The organism is Streptomyces sp. NRRL F-5122, from assembly GCF_001507435.1.
Classification (GTDB): Bacteria; Actinomycetota; Actinomycetes; order Streptomycetales; family Streptomycetaceae; genus Streptomyces; species Streptomyces lannensis.
In genome coordinates, this window is the sequence record NZ_LMWH01000247.1 from 35955 (window position 1) to 53399 (window position 17445).

18 protein-coding genes are annotated in these 17445 nt (G+C 67.7%); 9 read left to right on the forward strand and 9 right to left on the reverse strand.

The annotated features are described in order from the left end of the window. The first annotated feature begins 440 nt into the window (after window positions 1-440). Complete coding sequence (locus ADL25_RS30265; protein WP_234381093.1) at window positions 441-1109, forward strand: SAM-dependent methyltransferase; 669 nt, start codon at window positions 441-443, stop codon at window positions 1107-1109. A 232-nt stretch (window positions 1110-1341) separates the two neighbouring features. On the opposite strand, the gene ADL25_RS30270 is transcribed toward ADL25_RS30265, so the two are convergent. The 3 genes from ADL25_RS30270 to ADL25_RS49215 form a co-directional block, all read right to left on the reverse strand. Further along, entirely contained in the window at window positions 1342-2568 is a 1227-nt protein-coding gene (locus ADL25_RS30270; RefSeq protein WP_059131059.1) for a CaiB/BaiF CoA transferase family protein, read from the reverse strand. Window positions 2569-2573: 5 nt separating this feature from the next. Further along, window positions 2574-3800 carry an acyl-CoA dehydrogenase family protein gene (locus tag ADL25_RS30275; RefSeq protein ID WP_079050663.1) on the reverse strand — a complete coding sequence of 409 codons (1227 nt, stop codon included), beginning with the start codon at window positions 3798-3800 and terminating at the stop codon, window positions 2574-2576. 289 nt (window positions 3801-4089) lie between these two features. Beyond that, entirely contained in the window at window positions 4090-4227 is a 138-nt protein-coding gene (locus tag ADL25_RS49215) for a hypothetical protein (protein WP_159045035.1), read from the reverse strand. 424 nt (window positions 4228-4651) lie between these two features. Between ADL25_RS49215 and ADL25_RS49930 the strand changes: the two genes are divergently transcribed. The 3 genes from ADL25_RS49930 to ADL25_RS49940 are packed head-to-tail and all read left to right on the forward strand — an operon-like array spanning window position 4652 to window position 5770. Then, on the forward strand, window positions 4652-4957 hold the full coding sequence (locus ADL25_RS49930) for a hypothetical protein (RefSeq protein ID WP_199839226.1): 306 nt from the start codon (window positions 4652-4654) through the stop codon (window positions 4955-4957). Continuing rightward, complete coding sequence (locus ADL25_RS49935) at window positions 4893-5417, forward strand: hypothetical protein (RefSeq protein WP_234381091.1); 525 nt, start codon at window positions 4893-4895, stop codon at window positions 5415-5417. Before ADL25_RS49930 ends, ADL25_RS49935 begins: the two co-directional genes overlap by 65 nt. Next, the gene (locus ADL25_RS49940) at window positions 5414-5770 is read left to right on the forward strand and encodes a hypothetical protein (RefSeq protein ID WP_059131061.1); all 357 of its coding nucleotides are present in this window, start codon (window positions 5414-5416) and stop codon (window positions 5768-5770) included. Before ADL25_RS49935 ends, ADL25_RS49940 begins: the two co-directional genes overlap by 4 nt. 198 nt (window positions 5771-5968) lie before the next feature. On the opposite strand, the gene ADL25_RS30290 is transcribed toward ADL25_RS49940, so the two are convergent. The 6 genes from ADL25_RS30290 to ADL25_RS30315 form a co-directional block, all read right to left on the reverse strand. After that, entirely contained in the window at window positions 5969-6505 is a 537-nt protein-coding gene (locus tag ADL25_RS30290; RefSeq protein ID WP_059131062.1) for a hypothetical protein, read from the reverse strand. 285 nt (window positions 6506-6790) lie between these two features. Further along, entirely contained in the window at window positions 6791-7303 is a 513-nt protein-coding gene (locus ADL25_RS30295; RefSeq protein WP_059131063.1) for a hypothetical protein, read from the reverse strand. A gap of 230 nt (window positions 7304-7533) precedes the next feature. Next, window positions 7534-7734, reverse strand: coding sequence for a hypothetical protein (locus tag ADL25_RS30300; protein WP_147317817.1), 201 nt, complete (start codon window positions 7732-7734; stop codon window positions 7534-7536). Window positions 7735-7987: 253 nt separating this feature from the next. Next, window positions 7988-8434: a hypothetical protein gene (locus tag ADL25_RS30305; RefSeq protein ID WP_059131065.1), complete on the reverse strand. Its 447-nt coding sequence runs from the start codon at window positions 8432-8434 to the stop codon at window positions 7988-7990. A gap of 284 nt (window positions 8435-8718) precedes the next feature. Beyond that, on the reverse strand, window positions 8719-10326 hold the full coding sequence (locus ADL25_RS30310; protein WP_059131066.1) for an FAD-binding oxidoreductase: 1608 nt from the start codon (window positions 10324-10326) through the stop codon (window positions 8719-8721). Between the two features lie 158 nt (window positions 10327-10484). Beyond that, window positions 10485-11267, reverse strand: a complete 783-nt coding sequence (locus tag ADL25_RS30315) for an SDR family NAD(P)-dependent oxidoreductase (protein WP_059131067.1) — start codon at window positions 11265-11267, stop codon at window positions 10485-10487. An 86-nt stretch (window positions 11268-11353) separates the two neighbouring features. Here ADL25_RS30315 and ADL25_RS30320 point away from each other — a divergent pair, with 86 nt between their 5' ends. The 5 genes from ADL25_RS30320 (at window position 11354) to ADL25_RS30335 (ending at window position 17257) form a co-directional block, all read left to right on the forward strand. Beyond that, window positions 11354-12211, forward strand: coding sequence for a helix-turn-helix transcriptional regulator (locus tag ADL25_RS30320; protein WP_059131068.1), 858 nt, complete (start codon window positions 11354-11356; stop codon window positions 12209-12211). Window positions 12212-13321: 1110 nt separating this feature from the next. Further along, window positions 13322-14401 carry a MerR family transcriptional regulator gene (locus tag ADL25_RS30325; RefSeq protein ID WP_079050665.1) on the forward strand — a complete coding sequence of 360 codons (1080 nt, stop codon included), beginning with the start codon at window positions 13322-13324 and terminating at the stop codon, window positions 14399-14401. Between the two features lie 56 nt (window positions 14402-14457). Beyond that, window positions 14458-14760: a hypothetical protein gene (locus ADL25_RS49220; RefSeq protein ID WP_159045036.1), complete on the forward strand. Its 303-nt coding sequence runs from the start codon at window positions 14458-14460 to the stop codon at window positions 14758-14760. A gap of 37 nt (window positions 14761-14797) precedes the next feature. Continuing rightward, window positions 14798-15616 carry an SAM-dependent methyltransferase gene (locus ADL25_RS30330; RefSeq protein WP_059131069.1) on the forward strand — a complete coding sequence of 273 codons (819 nt, stop codon included), beginning with the start codon at window positions 14798-14800 and terminating at the stop codon, window positions 15614-15616. A gap of 711 nt (window positions 15617-16327) precedes the next feature. Then, a complete protein-coding gene (locus tag ADL25_RS30335; RefSeq protein WP_059131070.1) occupies window positions 16328-17257 on the forward strand; it encodes a class I SAM-dependent methyltransferase in 930 nt (309 codons plus the stop codon). Window positions 17258-17445: the final 188 nt, after the last annotated feature.

The following is a 17445-nucleotide window of genomic DNA, read 5'->3' on the forward strand; positions in this document are numbered from 1 at the left end:
GACCGAAGGGCAGCGGGCACCGCCGGCGCCGGTGCTGCCAGTGGCCTGGAGCACCAGCGGCCGTGAGGCAGTCCCAAGACATAGGACTGGTGCCTGGTCCTGGGCGCGATCGTGAATCTGGTCCAGGGCCGACTCGCCCGGAGCACCCTGCCGGCCGGCATCCCGCCCGCACCGCTTGGCACTTCAACAGGGGCGCGATCCCGGAACTCGGCGCATCGGCCGACTTCCGGCGCGAGCGGCACCAAGCACGGGGATATTCGGCCTGCGTGCTGGCGCAGGCACGCCGGTGAGGGAAGCAGAGACTCCGGCAGATTGCGGTCAGTCTGTACCCGGGGCGCAGTTCACTCACCGCCGACGAACTCCATGGCGTGGACGAGTTCCACATCGGAGGTCATGCGGCGACACAACAGATCACCGAGCACCTGCGTCTGCGGCCGGGCATGCGTGTACTGGACGTGGGGAGCGGACTGGGTGGGCCGGCCCGCCATCTGGTGCAGCAGGCAGACGTCGATGTCACCGGCGTGGACCTCACCGCGGAGTATGTCGCGGCCGCACGCCGGCTCACCGATCGCGTGGGCCTCGCGGACAGGACGCACTTCGTGCATGGAGATGTGACTGAACTGGCATTTCCCGCAGGGAACTTCGACCGTGCGTGGATGCTGCACGTGGGCATGAACGTCGAGGACAAGTCCCGGCTCTTCAATGGGATCGGACGCGTCCTGACCGTCAACGGCCTCTTCATCGTGTACGACGTCATGTTCCTCGGGGATCCCTCCCTGGTGAGATACCCACTCCCCTGGGCCTCGGAGCCTTCGCACAGCTTCATCGCCGGGCCCGAGCAGTATCGCGCGTCGCTGAGCTACGCCGGGTTCGAGATCGTGGCCGAGCACGATCGTCGGTCGCAGGGCATCCGGGCACTCCGTGGCCTCCGCACTGCGGTTGCTCACCACGAGGGCAGCGCCCCGCAAGGCCCCGGAGCGCCCGACGCGCGACCGGCGTCGGTCAACGTGGCGATGGGCGCAGATGCGTCGACCAAGATCGCGAACGTGCTGCAGCACATGGAGGAAGGCCTGCTCGCTCCTACCGAACTGGTCTGCCGTCTGCGGTGACACCACAAGGCGCGCCGCCCGGCTCCAGGCCGTGGGCAGCGCGGTACATCGATTCCTGCGAAGGCAGCCGATCCGCTCGACCACTGCCTCGGCACCTCACACAGCGGACCCGCCGACCGTTGTCACCGGCCGTGCGCGAAGCGAGTCGTGGCAATCTCGTATCGAGGCCGTCGGCCACCAGCGCGCTGACGGTTGACCCACACCACGGCCGCTTCGCGCACCGTACTCGTTGCTACATCTCCGCTCTCGGCGGGGTCGGGATCGCGCCCTGGGTCCGCAGCTCGGCGATCTCGGCGGGGCTGAAGCCCAGCTCGGCGAGGACCTCGTCGTTGTGCTCGCCCAGGTCCGGCGCACGCTTGGCCGCCACCTTCGGCACCCCGCGCAGATTGATCGGGCTGCTGATGGTCTCCTTCAGATCGCTGACCCCTTCCAGGGGTACGACGATGTCGTTGGCGCGCAACTGCGGATCCTGCGCGGCCTCCTCCGGAGTCTGGATGAGGCTGAAGGTGATGCGCTCCCGGTTCAGGGCGTCCTTCCAGTGGGCGAAGGGCTGAGACCGAAACTCGGCGTCGAGCAGCTCGGTCAGTACGGCGGAATGCTCCACGAAGCCCTCGACGTCGGCGAACCGGGGGTCCTCGAGCAGCTCCGGGTGCCCGATGACCCGTGTCAGACCTGGCCAGTTCGGGGCTGAGGTGACCAGCATGAACCACTCGCCGTCCGCCGTCCGGTAGGAGTTCGTCAGCGGGTTGAGCGGCGCCTTCCGGTCGTGCAGCTCGAAAGGCGTGCCATCGGCGAGCGCAGCGGCCACAAGCGTTCCCGTTGCCCAGATACCCGCGGCGAGCAACGACGTCCCGACGCTGGCCCCTTGTCCCGTCCGCTCACGCCGGTAGAGGGCCGTCACGATCGCCGCGTAGATGGCGACGGCCGCCATGTAGTCGCCGCTGCCCCAGACGGGCACCGTCGGCGGGGCTCCCGCGTCCCGGGTGGAGGCCAGCAGCCCGCTGCGCGACCATGCGGCGGTCAGGTCGAACCCCGGCTGCCCCGCATCGGGACCGGCATCCCCGAAGCCCGTGATGTCGGCGTAGACGACCCTCGGGTTCCAGCTCGAGACCTCGTCGTAGCCCAGGTGCAGTTTCTCGCGTGTGCCGTGCGGAAAGTTGGTGATCACCACGTCGGCCCACTCGACGAGGCGCTTGAGGATCCTTGGGGCCGCAGCGGACTTCAGGTCGATCACCATGCCGCGCTTGTTGCGGTTGGCGAGGTGCCAGCTGTAATTGCCCTGTGCGCGTGGACTCGGTGGCACGGAACTCAACCGCCGCTGGGGGTCGCCCTTCCCGGGAGGTTCGATCTTGATGACGTCCGCCCCGAAGTCGGAGAGAATGGTGGCCGCGGCCGGTGCCGCGATGAAGCTCGAGGCGTCGAGGACCTTCAGGCCGCTGAAGACGAAGTCGTTGGTCATCTCTGTCACCCCACGAAGGCGCTCAGGCCGCCGGTCACGGCACGTCCGACGATGAGGGTCTGGATCTCCCGGGTCCCCTCGTAGGAATAGAGCGCCTCCGCGTCGGCCACGAACCGGCCGACCTTGTAGTCGAGGACGATGCCGTTGCCTGCCAGCAGTTCCCGGGCCCATCCCACACTCTCGCGCATCCGCACCGTGCAGTAGGCCTTCGCCAGCGCGGACTGCTCGTCCCTGAAGACCCCGGCGTCCTGCAACCGGGCCAGTCGCGTCACCATCCCGCACGAGGCCGTCGCATTGCCCAGCATCTTCACCAACAGGTCCTGCACGAGCTGAAAACTCCCGATCGGGCGCCCGAACTGCTCACGTTCCTTCGCGTACTGCAGCGCGATCTCATAGGCGCCGAACATCACTCCCACCGCTTGCCACGCCACCCCGCTGCGCGTCTTGCGCAGGATCTGGGCAGTGTCCTTGAACGTGTTCGCGTTCTGCAGCCGGTTGGTCTCAGGGACGCGGCAGCCGTCGAGGACGATGTCGGCGTTCTGCACGATCCGCAGCGCCATCTTGTGCTCGATCTTGGTCGCGGTGAACCCCGGAGTGTCCTTCTCCACAACGAAGCCGAGCACGTGATCGGTCTCGACGTCGCGGGCCCAGACGACGACCAGATCGGCGAACGTGGCGTTCCCGATCCACCGTTTGGCTCCGTCGAGGATCCACCCGTCCCCGTCGCGGCGCGCGGTCGTCTTCAGGCCGCCGGCCACGTCCGAGCCGCCGTGGGGTTCGGTCAATGCGAAGGCGCCGACCTTCTCCAGCCGGCTCATCGCGGGCAGCCACCGCCGCTTCTGTTCGTCGGAACCGCAGGCGAGGATGGTCCCTATGGCCAGACCGGCATGCGCGCCGAAGAACGTGGCCAGAGATGCGTCGGCGTGCCCGAACTCCAAGGCGATGAAGCCCGCGAAAAGGTTGCTGGGCTGTGACTGCGTGGAGTCCGGGTCGGCCCAGTCCATGAGGCCGAGCTTCCCGAAGCCCTCGACCAGCTGAAAGGGGAACTCGGCCCGGGCCCAGTAGTCGTCGACGATCGGGGCGGCCTGCGTCCGGAGGAACTCGCGGATGGACTCGATCTTCTCGCGTTCCGCGGCCGAGAGCAGCTCCGCATAGGCGTAGAAGTCGGCCGGCAGCAGCCCCTTGCCCAGGTAGGGACCGGACGGTGCCGGCAAAGCCGTGGTGTCGCTCATCGCAGTCTCCCTCAAACAGACGCTGTCAGGACGCGCTCGGTGGCTCGCTCGTGCGCGCGCTGCCGCCCGCCGTGTCGGTTCTGTACTGCGATTGAACGTCGATTCGCGCCCGATACCCCGAACCCACGCCGCCGACGGGTCCCGCTGCCACTCCGGACCACCCCGTCAGCCCGACACAGCCCGGCGCGAGCGGGACCGGAACACCGCTGGGCACGGGCCCGTCCTGGTCCGCTGCACTCACGTCGGTGGGCAGTCAGCGGCATGTGTGAGTGTCATCGCCGTGCGTCCGTCAGCCGGTGCAGAAGTCGACGGTGACGGGGCTGCCGGAGCAGTTGGTCCGACGGCTGGCGCGGATGGACGAATCGGCGAAGGCACGGAACTGCAGCTTGGTCCCCACCCCGCCGACCGTGGCGGCGGTGTTGTCCATGACGGCTGTCCTTCACCACGTACTGTCGGCACGCCGCAGTGGCCGGTCCGACCACCCGGACAGCCTCCGCCGTACGGCCCTCCCCGAGGGTGACGACCACCGGGTCCCGATGCCGGCGGGGTCTTCGGCGGTGTCCTCACAGGCCTCGGACACGGCAGACACACTCGGCCGAGCGTGGGTCTCGGCGTCGCCGCACTGCGGGAGTCAAAGGGCATGGACTCGGGCTGCTTGTCCTGCTGTACCACCTGCGACGAGGAGGACACCCGGATGAATGTCGCGAGGAGTTCACGCGTCCCGACCAACCCGGCCAGTCCCCACTTGGCGACCTGTATGAGGGCCGGGGTTGACTCCTCTTATCGACAGTTACTTCAATTTCACAACTAAACTTGTAAAAGTGCAGTACGCGCGCCTTACGGTCTTGGCCATGAGCAAACAAAGCCAGGTGACCGACCCTGTTCAGGCGCCCGAACGGGCCGGCACGGGCAGTCCGCACATGATCCTCGCAATCCTGTCGCTCGCCGCGTTCATGGCGAGCTTGGACGTCTTCATCGTGAACGTCGCCTTCGACAAGATCGGCGAGAGCTTCGAGGGATCGTCGCTCGGTGACGTGAGCCGCCGTGCTGGGCGGCATTCTGGTCACCGCGAGCTGGCGATGGGTGTTCCTGGTGAATCTGCCGGTGGGGATCATCGCGCTGGTGGCGGCCGCCCGCGCCGTCCCGGACTCACGTGACTCCCAGGTCTCCAGGCTTCCCGACCTGGCCGGCGCCGGCCTGCTCACGACAGGCATCGGGACCCTCGCGTTGGCACTGGTCAAGGGCGGCGACTGGGGCTGGGGGGACGGCAGGACGATTGCTTCGTTCATCGTCGCGGCTCTGCTCCTGGCGGGATTCGTCCGGCGGGCCGAGCGCCGTCCGGCACCGGTGGTCGAACCCGATCCCTACCGTGTCCGCAGCTTCGCCGCCGCCAACGTGGCCATGATCACCTTCAGCATCGGCTTCGCAGGCCACCTCCTGACCGTGGTGCTCTGGATGCAAAACGTCTGGCACTGGTCGACGATCACTACCGGCCTCGCCGTGGCACCCGGTCCCGCGATCGTCCCCGTCGTCACGGTGCTGGTGCAGCGCTACGGCCGCCGTGTCCACCCCGCTGTGCTCACGGCTGTCTGGCCTTCGCAGCCGGCATCACCATGACCCTCGCACTCGCCGGCCCGAACGGCTCGAACCATGCGAGGGAGTTGCTGCCCGGCCAACTCGTCTCGGGAGTCGGCATCGGGCTGGCGCTGCCGACCCTGCTGTCCTCCGCGACCGCAGGACTGCCGGCACACCGGACCTCGACCGGCAGTGGTGTCATCAACATGACCCGCCAGATCGGCTTTGTTCTCGGCGTCAGCATCGTCGTCGCGATCCTCGGCGTACCCAGCACCTACACGACCACTCACGATGCGTTCGTACACGGTTGGTGGACCCTGACGGTCATCGAACTGGTCGCCGCGGTCGCCTGCCTCGGGCTGCTCGACCGACGAACGCGACCGACCGGCACGTGAAGGGGGCCACGACCGATCGCTTTGCACTTGAGCCGCACGACCGCCGCAGGCACGGAGAACTACGGACCGACGCACCCATGGCAGGCATGAGGAGGCCTCCTCGGAGGCCGCACCTCGTCAGCCTCAACGGGCGCACCCCTCGTCGGCCTCCCCAGCCGAACTCCGCTAGCTCCGCAGAGGCGTCCACGCTTCAGCCGATCACGTCAGTTCATCCGGCACCGGTGCGCCGAGATGACGCAGGAGAGCCCCGACCTTGCGGTCCAACTCCCGCCCCACTTCGGTGATCTCGGGTCGACCGAGTACCGCGACCGTGTCACTGGGGCGATCGATCGCAAACAACGCCTCCCCCGAGGGAGACTCGTGGATCGTAGTACGCAAGGGGACGTAGAGAAGAGCCCCCGCGTCATGCCGGTACATGCGCTCGGCGATGACATGATTGCCCATCAGGTACTCGGTGCAGCGGGCGTGATCGCCGGCCACGCCGAACAACGGCTGGGCGTCGAACTTCCAAAAGATCATGAATCCCAAGGGAGCGTTCTCGTCGGCGAGATCCTGAACCGCGCTCCACGGCGCCTGCACCGTGACCAGATCAAAGGTGCGCCGGTAGTCAAGGGGAGGGACCGCCTGTTCGTAGCGTGCTCGAAACTGCTCGTAATCCTCTTCGACCGCAATCTCCAGCCGGGCGACAGAGCGAGCAAGCGCGAGCGTCGCGGGGTGCGTCGTCGTGCCGACCATGACCTGCTCCCTTCTCGCTTCCGTTCTAAAAGCCAAGGTAGAACGGCGGCGAGATTGCGCAACCGAAGCCTCCCTTGCGCCGACTGCCCCGGCGGGGCACCCGTTCACACTGGAGGAAGGAGCACCGTGTGCAACCGAACAAACACGCAGGATGACTGACCGGGTCGTTCTCAACGGCCAAACAGTACGGACAGCCGCGCCCCGCTGTGCGCCACCCCGTGGATGGCAGGAACGACACCGCGGGACCAAAGCTCCGACGTGCACGGATTCCGAAGGGGCGCCTGATCAGTTGGGTACGCCCAGGTCCTCACGCATGATCCGGCGCATGGCAGTGAGTGCCAGCTCTGCGGCCTTCAGGTCGACCAGTGCCTGCTCCGCGGTTTCACCTTCCCCGGCGAGACCGCGGTCGATGCGCTTGGCGGTGGCGTCGATCGCCGCCAGGACGACGTTCAACTCGCGAGATGCCCGGAGCACCGCTTCAGGGACGACCATCTGGGACTCGGCATAGCGATCCCTGTAGTCACGCCGCGCCTCCTCGACCTGGGCGCGGTCCTCGTCGCTGTAGACCCCGTCCCGCATACGGTGCAGGGCATCCTTCAGCATGGTGTGGAAGTGGCGGGAGGCGCGGTTCATCGCGGTGTATGCCGCGCGCCGATCCTCGAAGGTGCGTCTTCTTTCCTCGACGCGTGATTCCTCGGCACGTTGGCGCTTCGTCGTCCAATTCGCGATCACGGGCGCCAGAAGCGTGCCGAGCACTCCGACGACGGCAGTGACCATGGCGGCAGTCGTGGCTCCCATGTGCGCGACCCTAGCCGCTCGTGAACACCCGCTTCTACACCGCGACATGCAACCCGTCGGTCGACGGAACGACGAGTTGGGCGGACGCTACGCGTTCACTTCGCGCCCCCTCGCGGCCGGGGCAGCGTGTCCGCTTCCTCAGCCGGGGCACAACACCGATCGGGTCGGAGAGCCGGCGGCCTCTGCGGAACTCCGGAGTGCCCGGACATACACCCCAGGTCTTCCGGCAATCAGAGATCCGACTTCACGGCCTCGATCGAGACACCGTGCCTGCTCAGGTATCCCCGTATGCGCATGTCCCAGAAGTAGCCGGTCAGAAACACGACACAACCCAAGGCGAGCCCGCCGCCGAGGATGACGATCTTCCCCTCGCCGCTGACGAAGGTCCAGACCGTCACTCCGACACCCAGCAGGGCCAGCACGACCCCCATGACCCTCCGTACCCGCGCCTGAGAGAGCTCCGTTCTGATCTCCACCTGCAAGCCGGTGTCATCGGGTGCGGCCCGTTCGGTCCCTCGTTCGCCCACCGCTTCATGTGCCCCCTGTAATCGATGGCGCAGGGACAGTACACCGGGCGCCGCGGCAGCAACCCCCACACATACGATCTGTCACTCAATCTTCGGTGAGATGCGCCTATTGTTCGCCGACAAGTCAGCCGGTTGAGGGGCCGTAAAGGAAGCAGCCTTACTGCTCCGAAGTATCGGCAGCGGCGCGGCTTGCCAGGCGTTCATAGCGCTGCCTGGCCGCTTGCGGCGTGCCGAGCCCAAGCCCGAAGGCGATCTCCTGCCAGGTCATACCGCGTCCTCGTGCCATCTGGAGGAGTCCGGTCTCGAGTTCGTCCATCTCTCCGCGCACCAGCGGGACGAGGGTCAACGCGGCGGTGATGTCGGCATGGTCCACCGCCGGTTCACCGTCATCGGGTTGCGCGGCCCCACTGAGCAGGAACGACACGAGCCTGACGGCCTCATGCGGCCCGACGACCAAAGGATGAACCTGCCGGCGGCGTTGCTCGTCGGTGGCGGCGTGCCGCTCGGAGATGCGCGACAGGGACGCGTAAACGCGGTGCGCTCGAGCCTGTTCCGGCTGCGGAGGTGTGAAGGGGTCGGTGTGCTCATCGGGAGTGGACGACATGACACGAGCATGAGGCAGCGCATGAATCGATGTCAACACGGTGTTTTAAACGAGTCGTTCAAGCCCGCCTTGCCGTGGGGACACCCTTACTGGATCCCCAGTGGCCCGACGCCCAGGGCTTCACGCATGAGGCGCCGCATCTCCGCCATGGCCGTACGCCGATGTGCTGTCAGGGACGCTTCCTCGGCGGAGCCGACCGCCGTTCCCCGAGCGTGGGCATCACGAAGCTCGCACATTCCGTCCATGCGGAGCCCAACGTCCGGATGTGCCACCGCCTCCGGCGGTCAGTCAAGGAGGACACCCGGGTTGAGGATCCCTGCCGGGTCGAGTGCCGTCTTTGCGGCACGGAGGGCGAGGGCGAACGGCTCGGGACGCTGACGATCGTACCCGGGCCGGTGGTCACGCCCGACCGCATGGTGGTGGGTGACGGTCGCGCCCAGGTCGTGGAGGATCTGCATGGCCGCCGACTTGATCCGGTCCCACATCGCGACCTCCTCACCGCGGCGCCCCGGTGCGATGACGGTGAAGTACGGCGCGGGGCCATCGGGATAGACATGGGTGAAGCGGCAGTTGATCATGCCCGCCGAACCGGTCACATCCCTCACTACATCCGACAGTTGACTGCGTACCGACTCATAGAGCTGCGGCACACGATCCCACGTGCAGGCGGTCTCGAACGTCTCGGTGATCAGGCTCATCCGGGCGAGTGCATCGCGGAGGTAGGGCATTCTCAGGAATGCGGAGCGCCAGGTGTCCGCGGCGGCGTCCGCCGATTCAGGCGCCGTCGATGCGAGTGTGCCGCCGTGGTCGCGGGCCAGGCCGAGGAGTTCTGTGAGGCGCCCGTCGACGGGGGCGTGGGCCGACTCCACACCGAGGATGAGTGCGCTTCGGCTGTCCTGCGCCACTCCTGCCAGCGCCGCCTCGCCCGGGTCCAGGAGCCTGCAATTGGCCGGGTGCAGTCCGGATTGCGCGACGGCGCGTACGGCCTCGAAGGCTGCGTGGACGTCGTCGAACAGCACCGTGGCCGAGGCCTTGTGGCGCGGGCGTTCCTGCAGCCGCATCCAGGCCTCGGTGATCACGCCGAGTGTCCCCTCGGAGCCCAGGAACAGCCGATCGGGAGAGGGGCCCGCACCCGAGCCGGGCAGCCGTAGCGACTCGTTGACCCCGACGGGCGTCACGACGCGCAGTGACTCCACAAGGTCGTCGAGGTGGGTGTACAGCGTGGCGTAGTGGCCGCCGGCACGCGTGGCGAGCCAGCCGCCCAGGGTGGAGAACTCGAAACTCTGCGGGAAATGGCGCAACGTCAGTCCATGCGGACGCAGTTGGGCCTCCAGACCGGGGCCGAGGGCGCCGGCCTGGATCCGCGCGGCGCGGCTGACGCGGTCGATCTCCAGTACCTGATCGAGGGCCGAGAGGTCCAGGGACACCACCCCCCGATGCCGGTCCGCGCGGTACTCGACCCCTCCGACGACCGAGCTGCCCGCGCCGTAGGGCACGACTGCCACGTCTGCGCCAGCCGCCCAGTCGAGGACGTCGATCACCTCCTGTTCGCTCCGCGGCCACGCGACCTGGTCGGGCGCCGGGGCGAGGTCGCCGCTCAGCGCGCGGACCACATCGCGATACGCCTTGCCGTAGGTGTGCGAGGCCCGGTCCTGGGGCGTGGACGACATCAAGGGGGCAAGTGCGCGCGGGGGTTCGACGCGGACCGTCGGCAGCGCGAGGGCGGTGACGTCGGGCACAGGCAGCGGCGTTTGTGCCGCACCCGGGACCAGGGACCCGAGAGCGATGCACTCGGCGTCGGGCAGCGCTTGGTCCGTGGCGCCCCAGCCCCACCAGGACCGCTTCCGGGAGGGCTCGAGGCGACGCGCGGTCGGTGTGCTGCTGTCGGCCACGAGTTGACCTCCCAGTTGTTTACCCGTTGGTAAGTTACTGGACCGTATGGCACACGACACAACGGCGGCAAGAGGCTCAGCCGTGCAGAACCCTGCTCACAGCAGTTCTGCGGGCCATCGCAGCGCGGCTCCGCGCCGACCGCGCGGGGTCTGTTCCTTCAGGCGCCGGCACCACCGTCCACCGGCACGATCGCGCCGGTCACCATCGAGGCCCGGTCGCTGAGCAGCCACGCGGCGACCTCGGCGACCTCGCGAGGCTCGGCCATGCGGCCGAGCGGGATGGCCGCGTTGATGCGCTCGACGACCCCCGGGGACGCCGCCTCCCACCGGTCGATCATCTCCGTCGCGGTGCCACCGGGGGTGATGCCGTTCACGCGGACCCCCTGACGCCCCCACGTCACGGCGGCCGTCTCGGTGATGCTGTTCAGCGCGCGCTTCATCGCGCCATAGGCGGGGAGCTCCGGGTTCGCGCGGCGGCTGCCGATGCTCGAGGTGTTGACGATCGCCCCACCACCGCCCCGGCGCATGAGCGCGGCTTCGAGCGTCATGGCAGCCCAGTGCCCCCGGAAGTTCACCGCGAACTGTTCCTCGATGTCATCGTCGCTCGTCGTGTCGAGCGGACCGGGCTGCTGGATCGCCGCGCCGTTGTTGAACGCGCCGTCGAGCCGTCCGTGCAGCTCCTCCACGCGGTCGACCGCCGCGCGGATGCTCTCACGGTCGGCAAGGTCCACTGTCACGGCATCCGCGACGCCGCCGTCGGCACGGATCTCGGTGACGATCTGCTGAATGGCTTCGGTGCTGCGGGCGGCGAGCACGACCGCGGCACCCTCGTGTGCGAAGAGTCGGGCCGCGGCCGCCCCGATGCCGCGACTGGCGCCGGTGATGAACACGACCTTGCCGGTGAGCAGGCCGCTCGGTGCGATGTCGATGTTGTACGTCATGGCGAAAGTGTCAGGTCGGACTCCGGGCCGGATGCAGGCACAGGCTGTACCAGGATCCGTCACCGCGCGACGTGCAGACTTGGAGTATGGACAAGCACGAGTTCGGGGCGTTCCTCCGCAGCCGTCGCGAGCGGCTCCGCCCGGAGGACGTGGGCCTCCCCTCGGGTTCGCGACGCCGGACACCGGGCCTACGCCGCGAGGAGGTGGCGGTCCTCGCGCACATCTCCACCGAGTACTACGTCCGACTCGAACAGGGAAGGGCGCCTCGACCCTCGGGCGAGGTTCTCGCCGGCATCGGAGGAGCGCTGCGGCTCACGGACGCCGAGTTCGATCACCTGCACGTCCTCGCGGGCACTGCGCCCATCCGTACCGGACTCCATCGGCGCGATGTCCGCCCGAGCATCCTCGCGCTCCTCGAGAGGCTGCCGCAGACGGCCGCCTTCGTGACGTCCGCCGCGTTCGAGGTGCTCGCATGGAACGACCTCGCGGCGGCGCTCATGGAGAACTTTGCCGAGCTCGCCCCCGAGGACCGCAATCTCGCGCGCCGGGCATTTCTCGGGCCTGCGCGCGCCGGCGCGACGCTGTACGGGGTCTCCGACGCCGCAGAGTTCCGGCACCACGTCGTCATGGGGCTGCGGTCCACCCTCGCCCGGTATCCGACCGACCTCGCGGTGACGGAACTCATCGAAGAGCTCCGCGACGGCAGCCCCGAGTTCGTCCGGCTCTGGGAGCGGCACGACGTGCAGGCTGCGCCGATGCTCACGAAGACCTTCCGACACCCGGTCGTGGGAGAGGTCACCGTCGACTGCGACTCGCTCGCGCTCACGGACAGCGACCAGCACCTCGTGCTCTACAGCGCGCCGCAGGGATCCCCCGATGCCGAGGCACTGGCCCTTCTGAACGTACTCGGGCCCCAGCGCGTCGACGTAAGCGGATCACTCTGACGGAACCGGAAACGAAGGACTGCGGTGCCGTGGTCGCACCAGCCATGGCTGTGGTCGTTTCGCAGTGGCCACTGAGGCCGACCAGGTTCACGAGCCCTCCCTGCCGCCGGCGAGACGGCGACGCCACCACAGGTCGGAGCCCCACTGACGTTGATCAGCGAATGGATCCGGCAGAGTGCGCCGGAGGTATGCGGCGTCCAGAGAAACCACTCGGCGCCTCAGCTCCTCGCGAGCACGGGCAGGCAGTCGCTGCAGAACTCGATGTATCGCCAGACTGGTGAGACTTGACAGCCAATGGATCCGGCCCGGTGGCGGATCTCCGCAGGAACGCAAGTCATGTCGTTGGTCGGCGCGAAGCCTGCCAGGCCGTCTACGCGGCATCGGCCTTTCGGGATGAGGTCATGAACGTCATCATGCCGGCAACCCGAAGTGACGGGACAGCAAATAGTTGCGGCTGAATCGGACCGTAGACGCCGCCCCTGGCAACGGTCGGGGCGGCCCAGCCGGGCTGGGCCGCTTTTCACCGCGACTGCCGTTCTCCCCACCCCCACCGGTGCGGTTGATGTGCGATGGGTGGCGATCCCCGCCGCGGCAGGATCCGGGGTATGTGCCGCTTGGACGCTGTGCTTGATCTAGCTTGCGGAACCTTTTTCAACAACATGTGCCTTGGTGTCACTCCGTTGCGCCACTGCGGCAGCAAGCGCGAGCAGAGCCTCCACCTGGGCTGTCGCGATGAGCTGATCGGCGCTGAGTCGCCCCCTCGCCCACTTCTCACCCGCGGCCAATAGCTCTTGAGCCTTGTGAGCATGTGCAACGTAGTCCGCCACGAGACCCCCTCATCTCTCTGAGGCTCCCACGGTAGCGACCGCTCCAAGGCGACGGGGCTGCAACCGCCTTGTCGACCACACACAGGCCGCGGCCCCCTCTGCTGCCCCACTGGTGCAACATCGGCCCCGATACCGCGCGTTCGTCGTGGTCCCGCACGCTGCGGATCGGAGGTCATCCCACTCTGCTCCGGCCACGCCGAACGCCTGACCTCGGTTGGATTCCAAGATCGAGCTTGACCCTCGACCTTGTGCAGGGCTCAGAGTTCCAGGTGTGGAGAGCGAGATGCGCAGCATTGGTGAGATGGCCAGGGACAGCGGACTGGGCGTGAGCGCCCTGCGGTTCTACGACCGTACCGGTGTGCTGGTCCCGGCCCGGGTGGACCCGGTGAGCGGCTACCGCTGGTACGGCTCCGCGCAGCTCGAGGAGGCGCGCCTGCTGGCCCGGTTGCGCCGGGCCGGTATGCCGCTGGCGGACGTACGGCTCGTCCTGGCCGGCTGGTCCGGCGCGGACGGAGACCTGGTGCGTGAACTGCTTCAGGCACACCTGCGCCGTCTCGAAGCGGATCTGTCCGATGCCCGAGTTGAGTTCTCCGCGCTCCAGGGACTACTCGCACACAGGGAGAACATCATGACTCCAAGTCGCATCACCATCCGACTGACCACCTCGGCTCGTGCTCTGGCAGCCGCACTGGACGCGGTCCGCTTCGCGGCAGGCACCGACCCGGAGCTGCCGATGCTGGGTGGCGTCCTGTTCGACTTCGAAGGCGAGACGCTTCACGTCGTGGCCACGGACCGCTATCGGATGGCTGTCGCACGAGCCGAGACGACCGGGTACGACCGACCCTCTGCACAGGTCATCGTGCCCGCCCCGCTGGTCGATGCGATGCGGGCGTTGCTGAACCGCGAAGGACCTGTCCAACTCGACGTGGACGGCGACAGAGTGACCCTGGAGACCGGGGACGGGCAGGCGTCCGGCCGGTGTCTCGACCACGCCTTCCCGGATTACCGTCGTCTCGTCCATCTGCCGACCGGAAGCCGCGCCCTCGTCGACGCAACCGCCTTCCGGACGGCACTGGAGAATGGACCGGTCCGCACGAGTGAGGCCCGCGAACAGGGCGCAGCGTCACATGACCTCAGCGTGCTCAAGGTGGCAGACGACGGATCCGTGGTCATCTGCGACGACGGCGACGACGACCAGAACCACATTGCTGTCAACCGAGAGTTTCTGCTGGACGCTCTTGCCGCCGCAGGAGACGATCAAGTGATCATCGAGTTCGGCGTCCCCACGGCGCCCATCGCGATCCGTCTGCCCGGCGACGAGGCGACGTTCTCGATACTGATGCCGGTGCGCCTGGACCACTGATACGGACGTCGTCGACGGGGACGTACCGCCCCACGTGGCCGTTTACACGCGGCCGCGTGGACGTACCGCCGCGCGACCTACCATTCCCGCCACTGTTCGGTCAGTTCCGCCATGTCCTGGCGGGCGAGGAGAGCCGCGACGTCGACACCTTGTTCCGTCAGGACGTCGTCGATGTATTCACAGAGGTCCTCGCGCTCGATGGTGAAGTACGCCCCAAGCTGGCAAACCTGCGCTGCCGACGAGTGAACATCCTCCCCAGGCCATCGGTCCGGTCCGGCGCTGCGGCCTTCCGAACCGGCCGAGCACCGCTGCCCGGTGCGATCGCGAAGAAATTGCTGCTGCCAGAGCTTCCAAAGTGATGGTCAACAGGCGACGTCGCGGAGGATGATGGTCGCCATGACGGATGCTGGCTCGACCATCGACCCCACCAGGCCCAGTATCGCGCGCGTTTACGACTATCTGCTCGGCGGCAAGGACAACTACGCCGTGGACCGCCAGGTGGGCGACGTATTCAAACGGGACCTGCCCGGCTCGGTGGCAATCGCTTTCGCCAACCGCGCCGCCCTGACCCGCGCGGTTCGCGAGATCGCGACCACGACCCAGGTGCGGCAGTTCATCGACCTGGGCAGTGGACTGCCGACCGCTGACAACGTCCACCAGGTCGCACAACGCCACGCCCCTGAGTCCAGGGTCGTGTACGTCGACACCGATCCTCAAGTGCTCGTCCACGGGCGGGCATTGTTGGAAGCGAACGACCGGACCAGGGTGGTCGCGGCTGATGTGCGCAACCCCGAGGACATCCGTTCACACCCGGACACCCGCGAACTGATCGATTTCGACGCCCCCGTCGCCGTCATGTTCAGCGCCATCCTCCACCACGTCAACGACGAGGAGGATCCGGCCGGAATCGTCCGCTACTGGGCCGAGCGCGTGCCCTCCGGGAGCTACTTCTTCGTCAGCCACTTCCGTTCCGGCAACAACCCGGAGACGGCGGAGGCCGAACAGATCCTCCAGAAGACCTTCGGCCGCGGCCGGTGGCGTACCGACGAGGAAATCGAATCCCTGCTGGACGGGCTGGAGATCCTCGACCCCGGAATCGTCCCCGCTCCATTGTGGCGCCCTGACACGACCGACAACGCATGGGCCGGAAGCGGCGATCGGGAACTCACCGTCTGGGAGCGCCTCATCGCCGCCGGACTGGCCCGGAAGGCGTGACGAATCCCGAGGCGGCGGAACGACGGTGACGAGGGTGGGAAGGTCGCGGTAGAACCCGCCTGTGTACGTCTCCCTTCGTGTCAGCCGTTGCTGTCGGAATCGGGCGACTTCTTGGCAGACTCGTCCTTCGCCCGCTCCCCCGGACACAGCATCTGATGCACGGGAATCACCGGCTCGCCGGGTAGCGGTTCGATACACCGCACCCGGACGGCAAGACATCGATGACCACGGGCGAGTAAGGGCGCGCAAGGTTGACGAGGCGCCAGCGGAAGCGTGGTGGAAGATCCTTGGCCGGCAGCTCGGCCAAGGACAGACTCGCCCACCGGTCGTAGACGGTGGGACAGACACGAAGGCCGGAGCCGCACCGCGCGCAGTTCGGCGGCTCCACCAAGGTCACATCATCCGGATCCGGCCTCGGTTGCGCTGTGGCGCCCTCGTCCACCGCCATCCGGTTGGCGAGTCGATTCCAACAGCCGTTGAAGAGTGCGGCTATGAGATCGGTATGCCCACGGCTGCGGACTGTCCGGCCGGGCTCTCGACAAAGGGCGCGTCACAGGCCAGTGCCCTTTACGCAGCGACCTATGCCACCTTCATTCGAAGTTCGACAGATGTTTTCCTGTCGGACAACTCCGAACCCTTCCGCTCTGGAGGGTCAACCCTAACCTTTCCCTTACCTTTGATCCTCCGCGAGACATTGAGGTCCTCTGTTCCATGAACAGCCGCTCCCTGCTTCGCAGTTCAGCCTCCCGGCGCCTCCTCCGCCCCGTTGCCGAGCTTCTCGACAAGCGCATCGAGCGGCAGGTCCGCTCCGCGGTCGCCCGGTCTCAGTCGGAGAACGAAGAGCTGAAGCGCGACATTCAAGTGTTGCGGCAGCATCAGTACACCTTCGATCTCCTGGTCGGCCCCGGGGCCCGAGGCATCTCCCGGATCGTCGTGCCCGGCGCCATGGGCCGTCTGCAGGACGAGGTCGCCACGCTGGGCGGCGGTGACCGCAAGGCGGCCGAGCGCAACCTCGCCGCGGCCTTTCGGCTGCTGGTCGCGCTGGAGTCGCTGGGCGTGGGCAGGATCGCGGGCGGCACCATGAACATCTGCGGCAAGCTGGGCTCGATACCGCTGTTGGACCCGCCGAACGACGAGATCCTGGAGATCGGCACGCTCTACGGCATGTTCTCCGCCGGGCTCATCCGGATGCTGGAGCGCGACGGCCGCAGCCCGCGTCTGACCATCGTCGACCCCTTCGCCGGCGTGCAACTCCAGCCCGGCACCGAGTACCGAGCCGACCCCACGGGTACGCCGGTCGACGAGCACGCCGTCCGGACGAACCTGGCGCTCGCCGGCACCGCGGGCGTCAACGCCCGGATCCAGCAGGGCTTCTCGGAGGACCCTGACACCCGCGCGGCAGTCTCCGACCGCCGCTACGGCGTGATCATCGTGGACGGCGACCACTCGGCCGAGGGAGTCGCCAAGGACCTGGAGTGGGCCGAGGAGATCGCGGCGCCTGGTGGGATCGTCGTCCTGGACGACTACCGCGACCCGAACTGGCCGGGCATCAAGGAAGCGCTCGACAAGCACCTTGCGGGCGACACGCGTTTCACGTACCTCGGCAAGGCGGCACGGTCGGCGTTCCTTCGGGCTTCCTGAAGGGGCTCGAAAACCGAGGGTGTCCCGGGCGCGACGGCAACCGAACGTCGTGCCCGGACGGCCGCCCGGCCCGCACATGTCGTTGATCAGGTGGGCAGCCGGCTGTGCCGTGCAGCCCTCGCCGAACACCGCTGGCGACCGGCAATCCCCGGCCCTTCTCTCCTATACGCCGCGCGCGGGCCGGCCGC

Coding starts and splice junctions, on each gene's coding strand:
- ADL25_RS30265 (WP_234381093.1), top strand. CDS start 441: ATGCGTGTACTGGACGTGGGGAGCGGACTGGGTGGGCCGGCCCGCCAT.
- ADL25_RS30270 (WP_059131059.1), bottom strand. CDS start 2,568: ATGACCAACGACTTCGTCTTCAGCGGCCTGAAGGTCCTCGACGCCTCG.
- ADL25_RS30275 (WP_079050663.1), bottom strand. CDS start 3,800: ATGAGCGACACCACGGCTTTGCCGGCACCGTCCGGTCCCTACCTGGGC.
- ADL25_RS49215 (WP_159045035.1), bottom strand. CDS start 4,227: ATGGACAACACCGCCGCCACGGTCGGCGGGGTGGGGACCAAGCTGCAG.
- ADL25_RS49930 (WP_199839226.1), top strand. CDS start 4,652: ATGAGCAAACAAAGCCAGGTGACCGACCCTGTTCAGGCGCCCGAACGG.
- ADL25_RS49940 (WP_059131061.1), top strand. CDS start 5,414: ATGACCCTCGCACTCGCCGGCCCGAACGGCTCGAACCATGCGAGGGAG.
- ADL25_RS30290 (WP_059131062.1), bottom strand. CDS start 6,505: ATGGTCGGCACGACGACGCACCCCGCGACGCTCGCGCTTGCTCGCTCT.
- ADL25_RS30295 (WP_059131063.1), bottom strand. CDS start 7,303: ATGGGAGCCACGACTGCCGCCATGGTCACTGCCGTCGTCGGAGTGCTC.
- ADL25_RS30300 (WP_147317817.1), bottom strand. CDS start 7,734: ATGGGGGTCGTGCTGGCCCTGCTGGGTGTCGGAGTGACGGTCTGGACC.
- ADL25_RS30305 (WP_059131065.1), bottom strand. CDS start 8,434: ATGTCGTCCACTCCCGATGAGCACACCGACCCCTTCACACCTCCGCAG.
- ADL25_RS30315 (WP_059131067.1), bottom strand. CDS start 11,267: ATGACGTACAACATCGACATCGCACCGAGCGGCCTGCTCACCGGCAAG.
- ADL25_RS30320 (WP_059131068.1), top strand. CDS start 11,354: ATGGACAAGCACGAGTTCGGGGCGTTCCTCCGCAGCCGTCGCGAGCGG.
- ADL25_RS30325 (WP_079050665.1), top strand. CDS start 13,322: ATGCGCAGCATTGGTGAGATGGCCAGGGACAGCGGACTGGGCGTGAGC.
- ADL25_RS30330 (WP_059131069.1), top strand. CDS start 14,798: ATGACGGATGCTGGCTCGACCATCGACCCCACCAGGCCCAGTATCGCG.
- ADL25_RS30335 (WP_059131070.1), top strand. CDS start 16,328: ATGAACAGCCGCTCCCTGCTTCGCAGTTCAGCCTCCCGGCGCCTCCTC.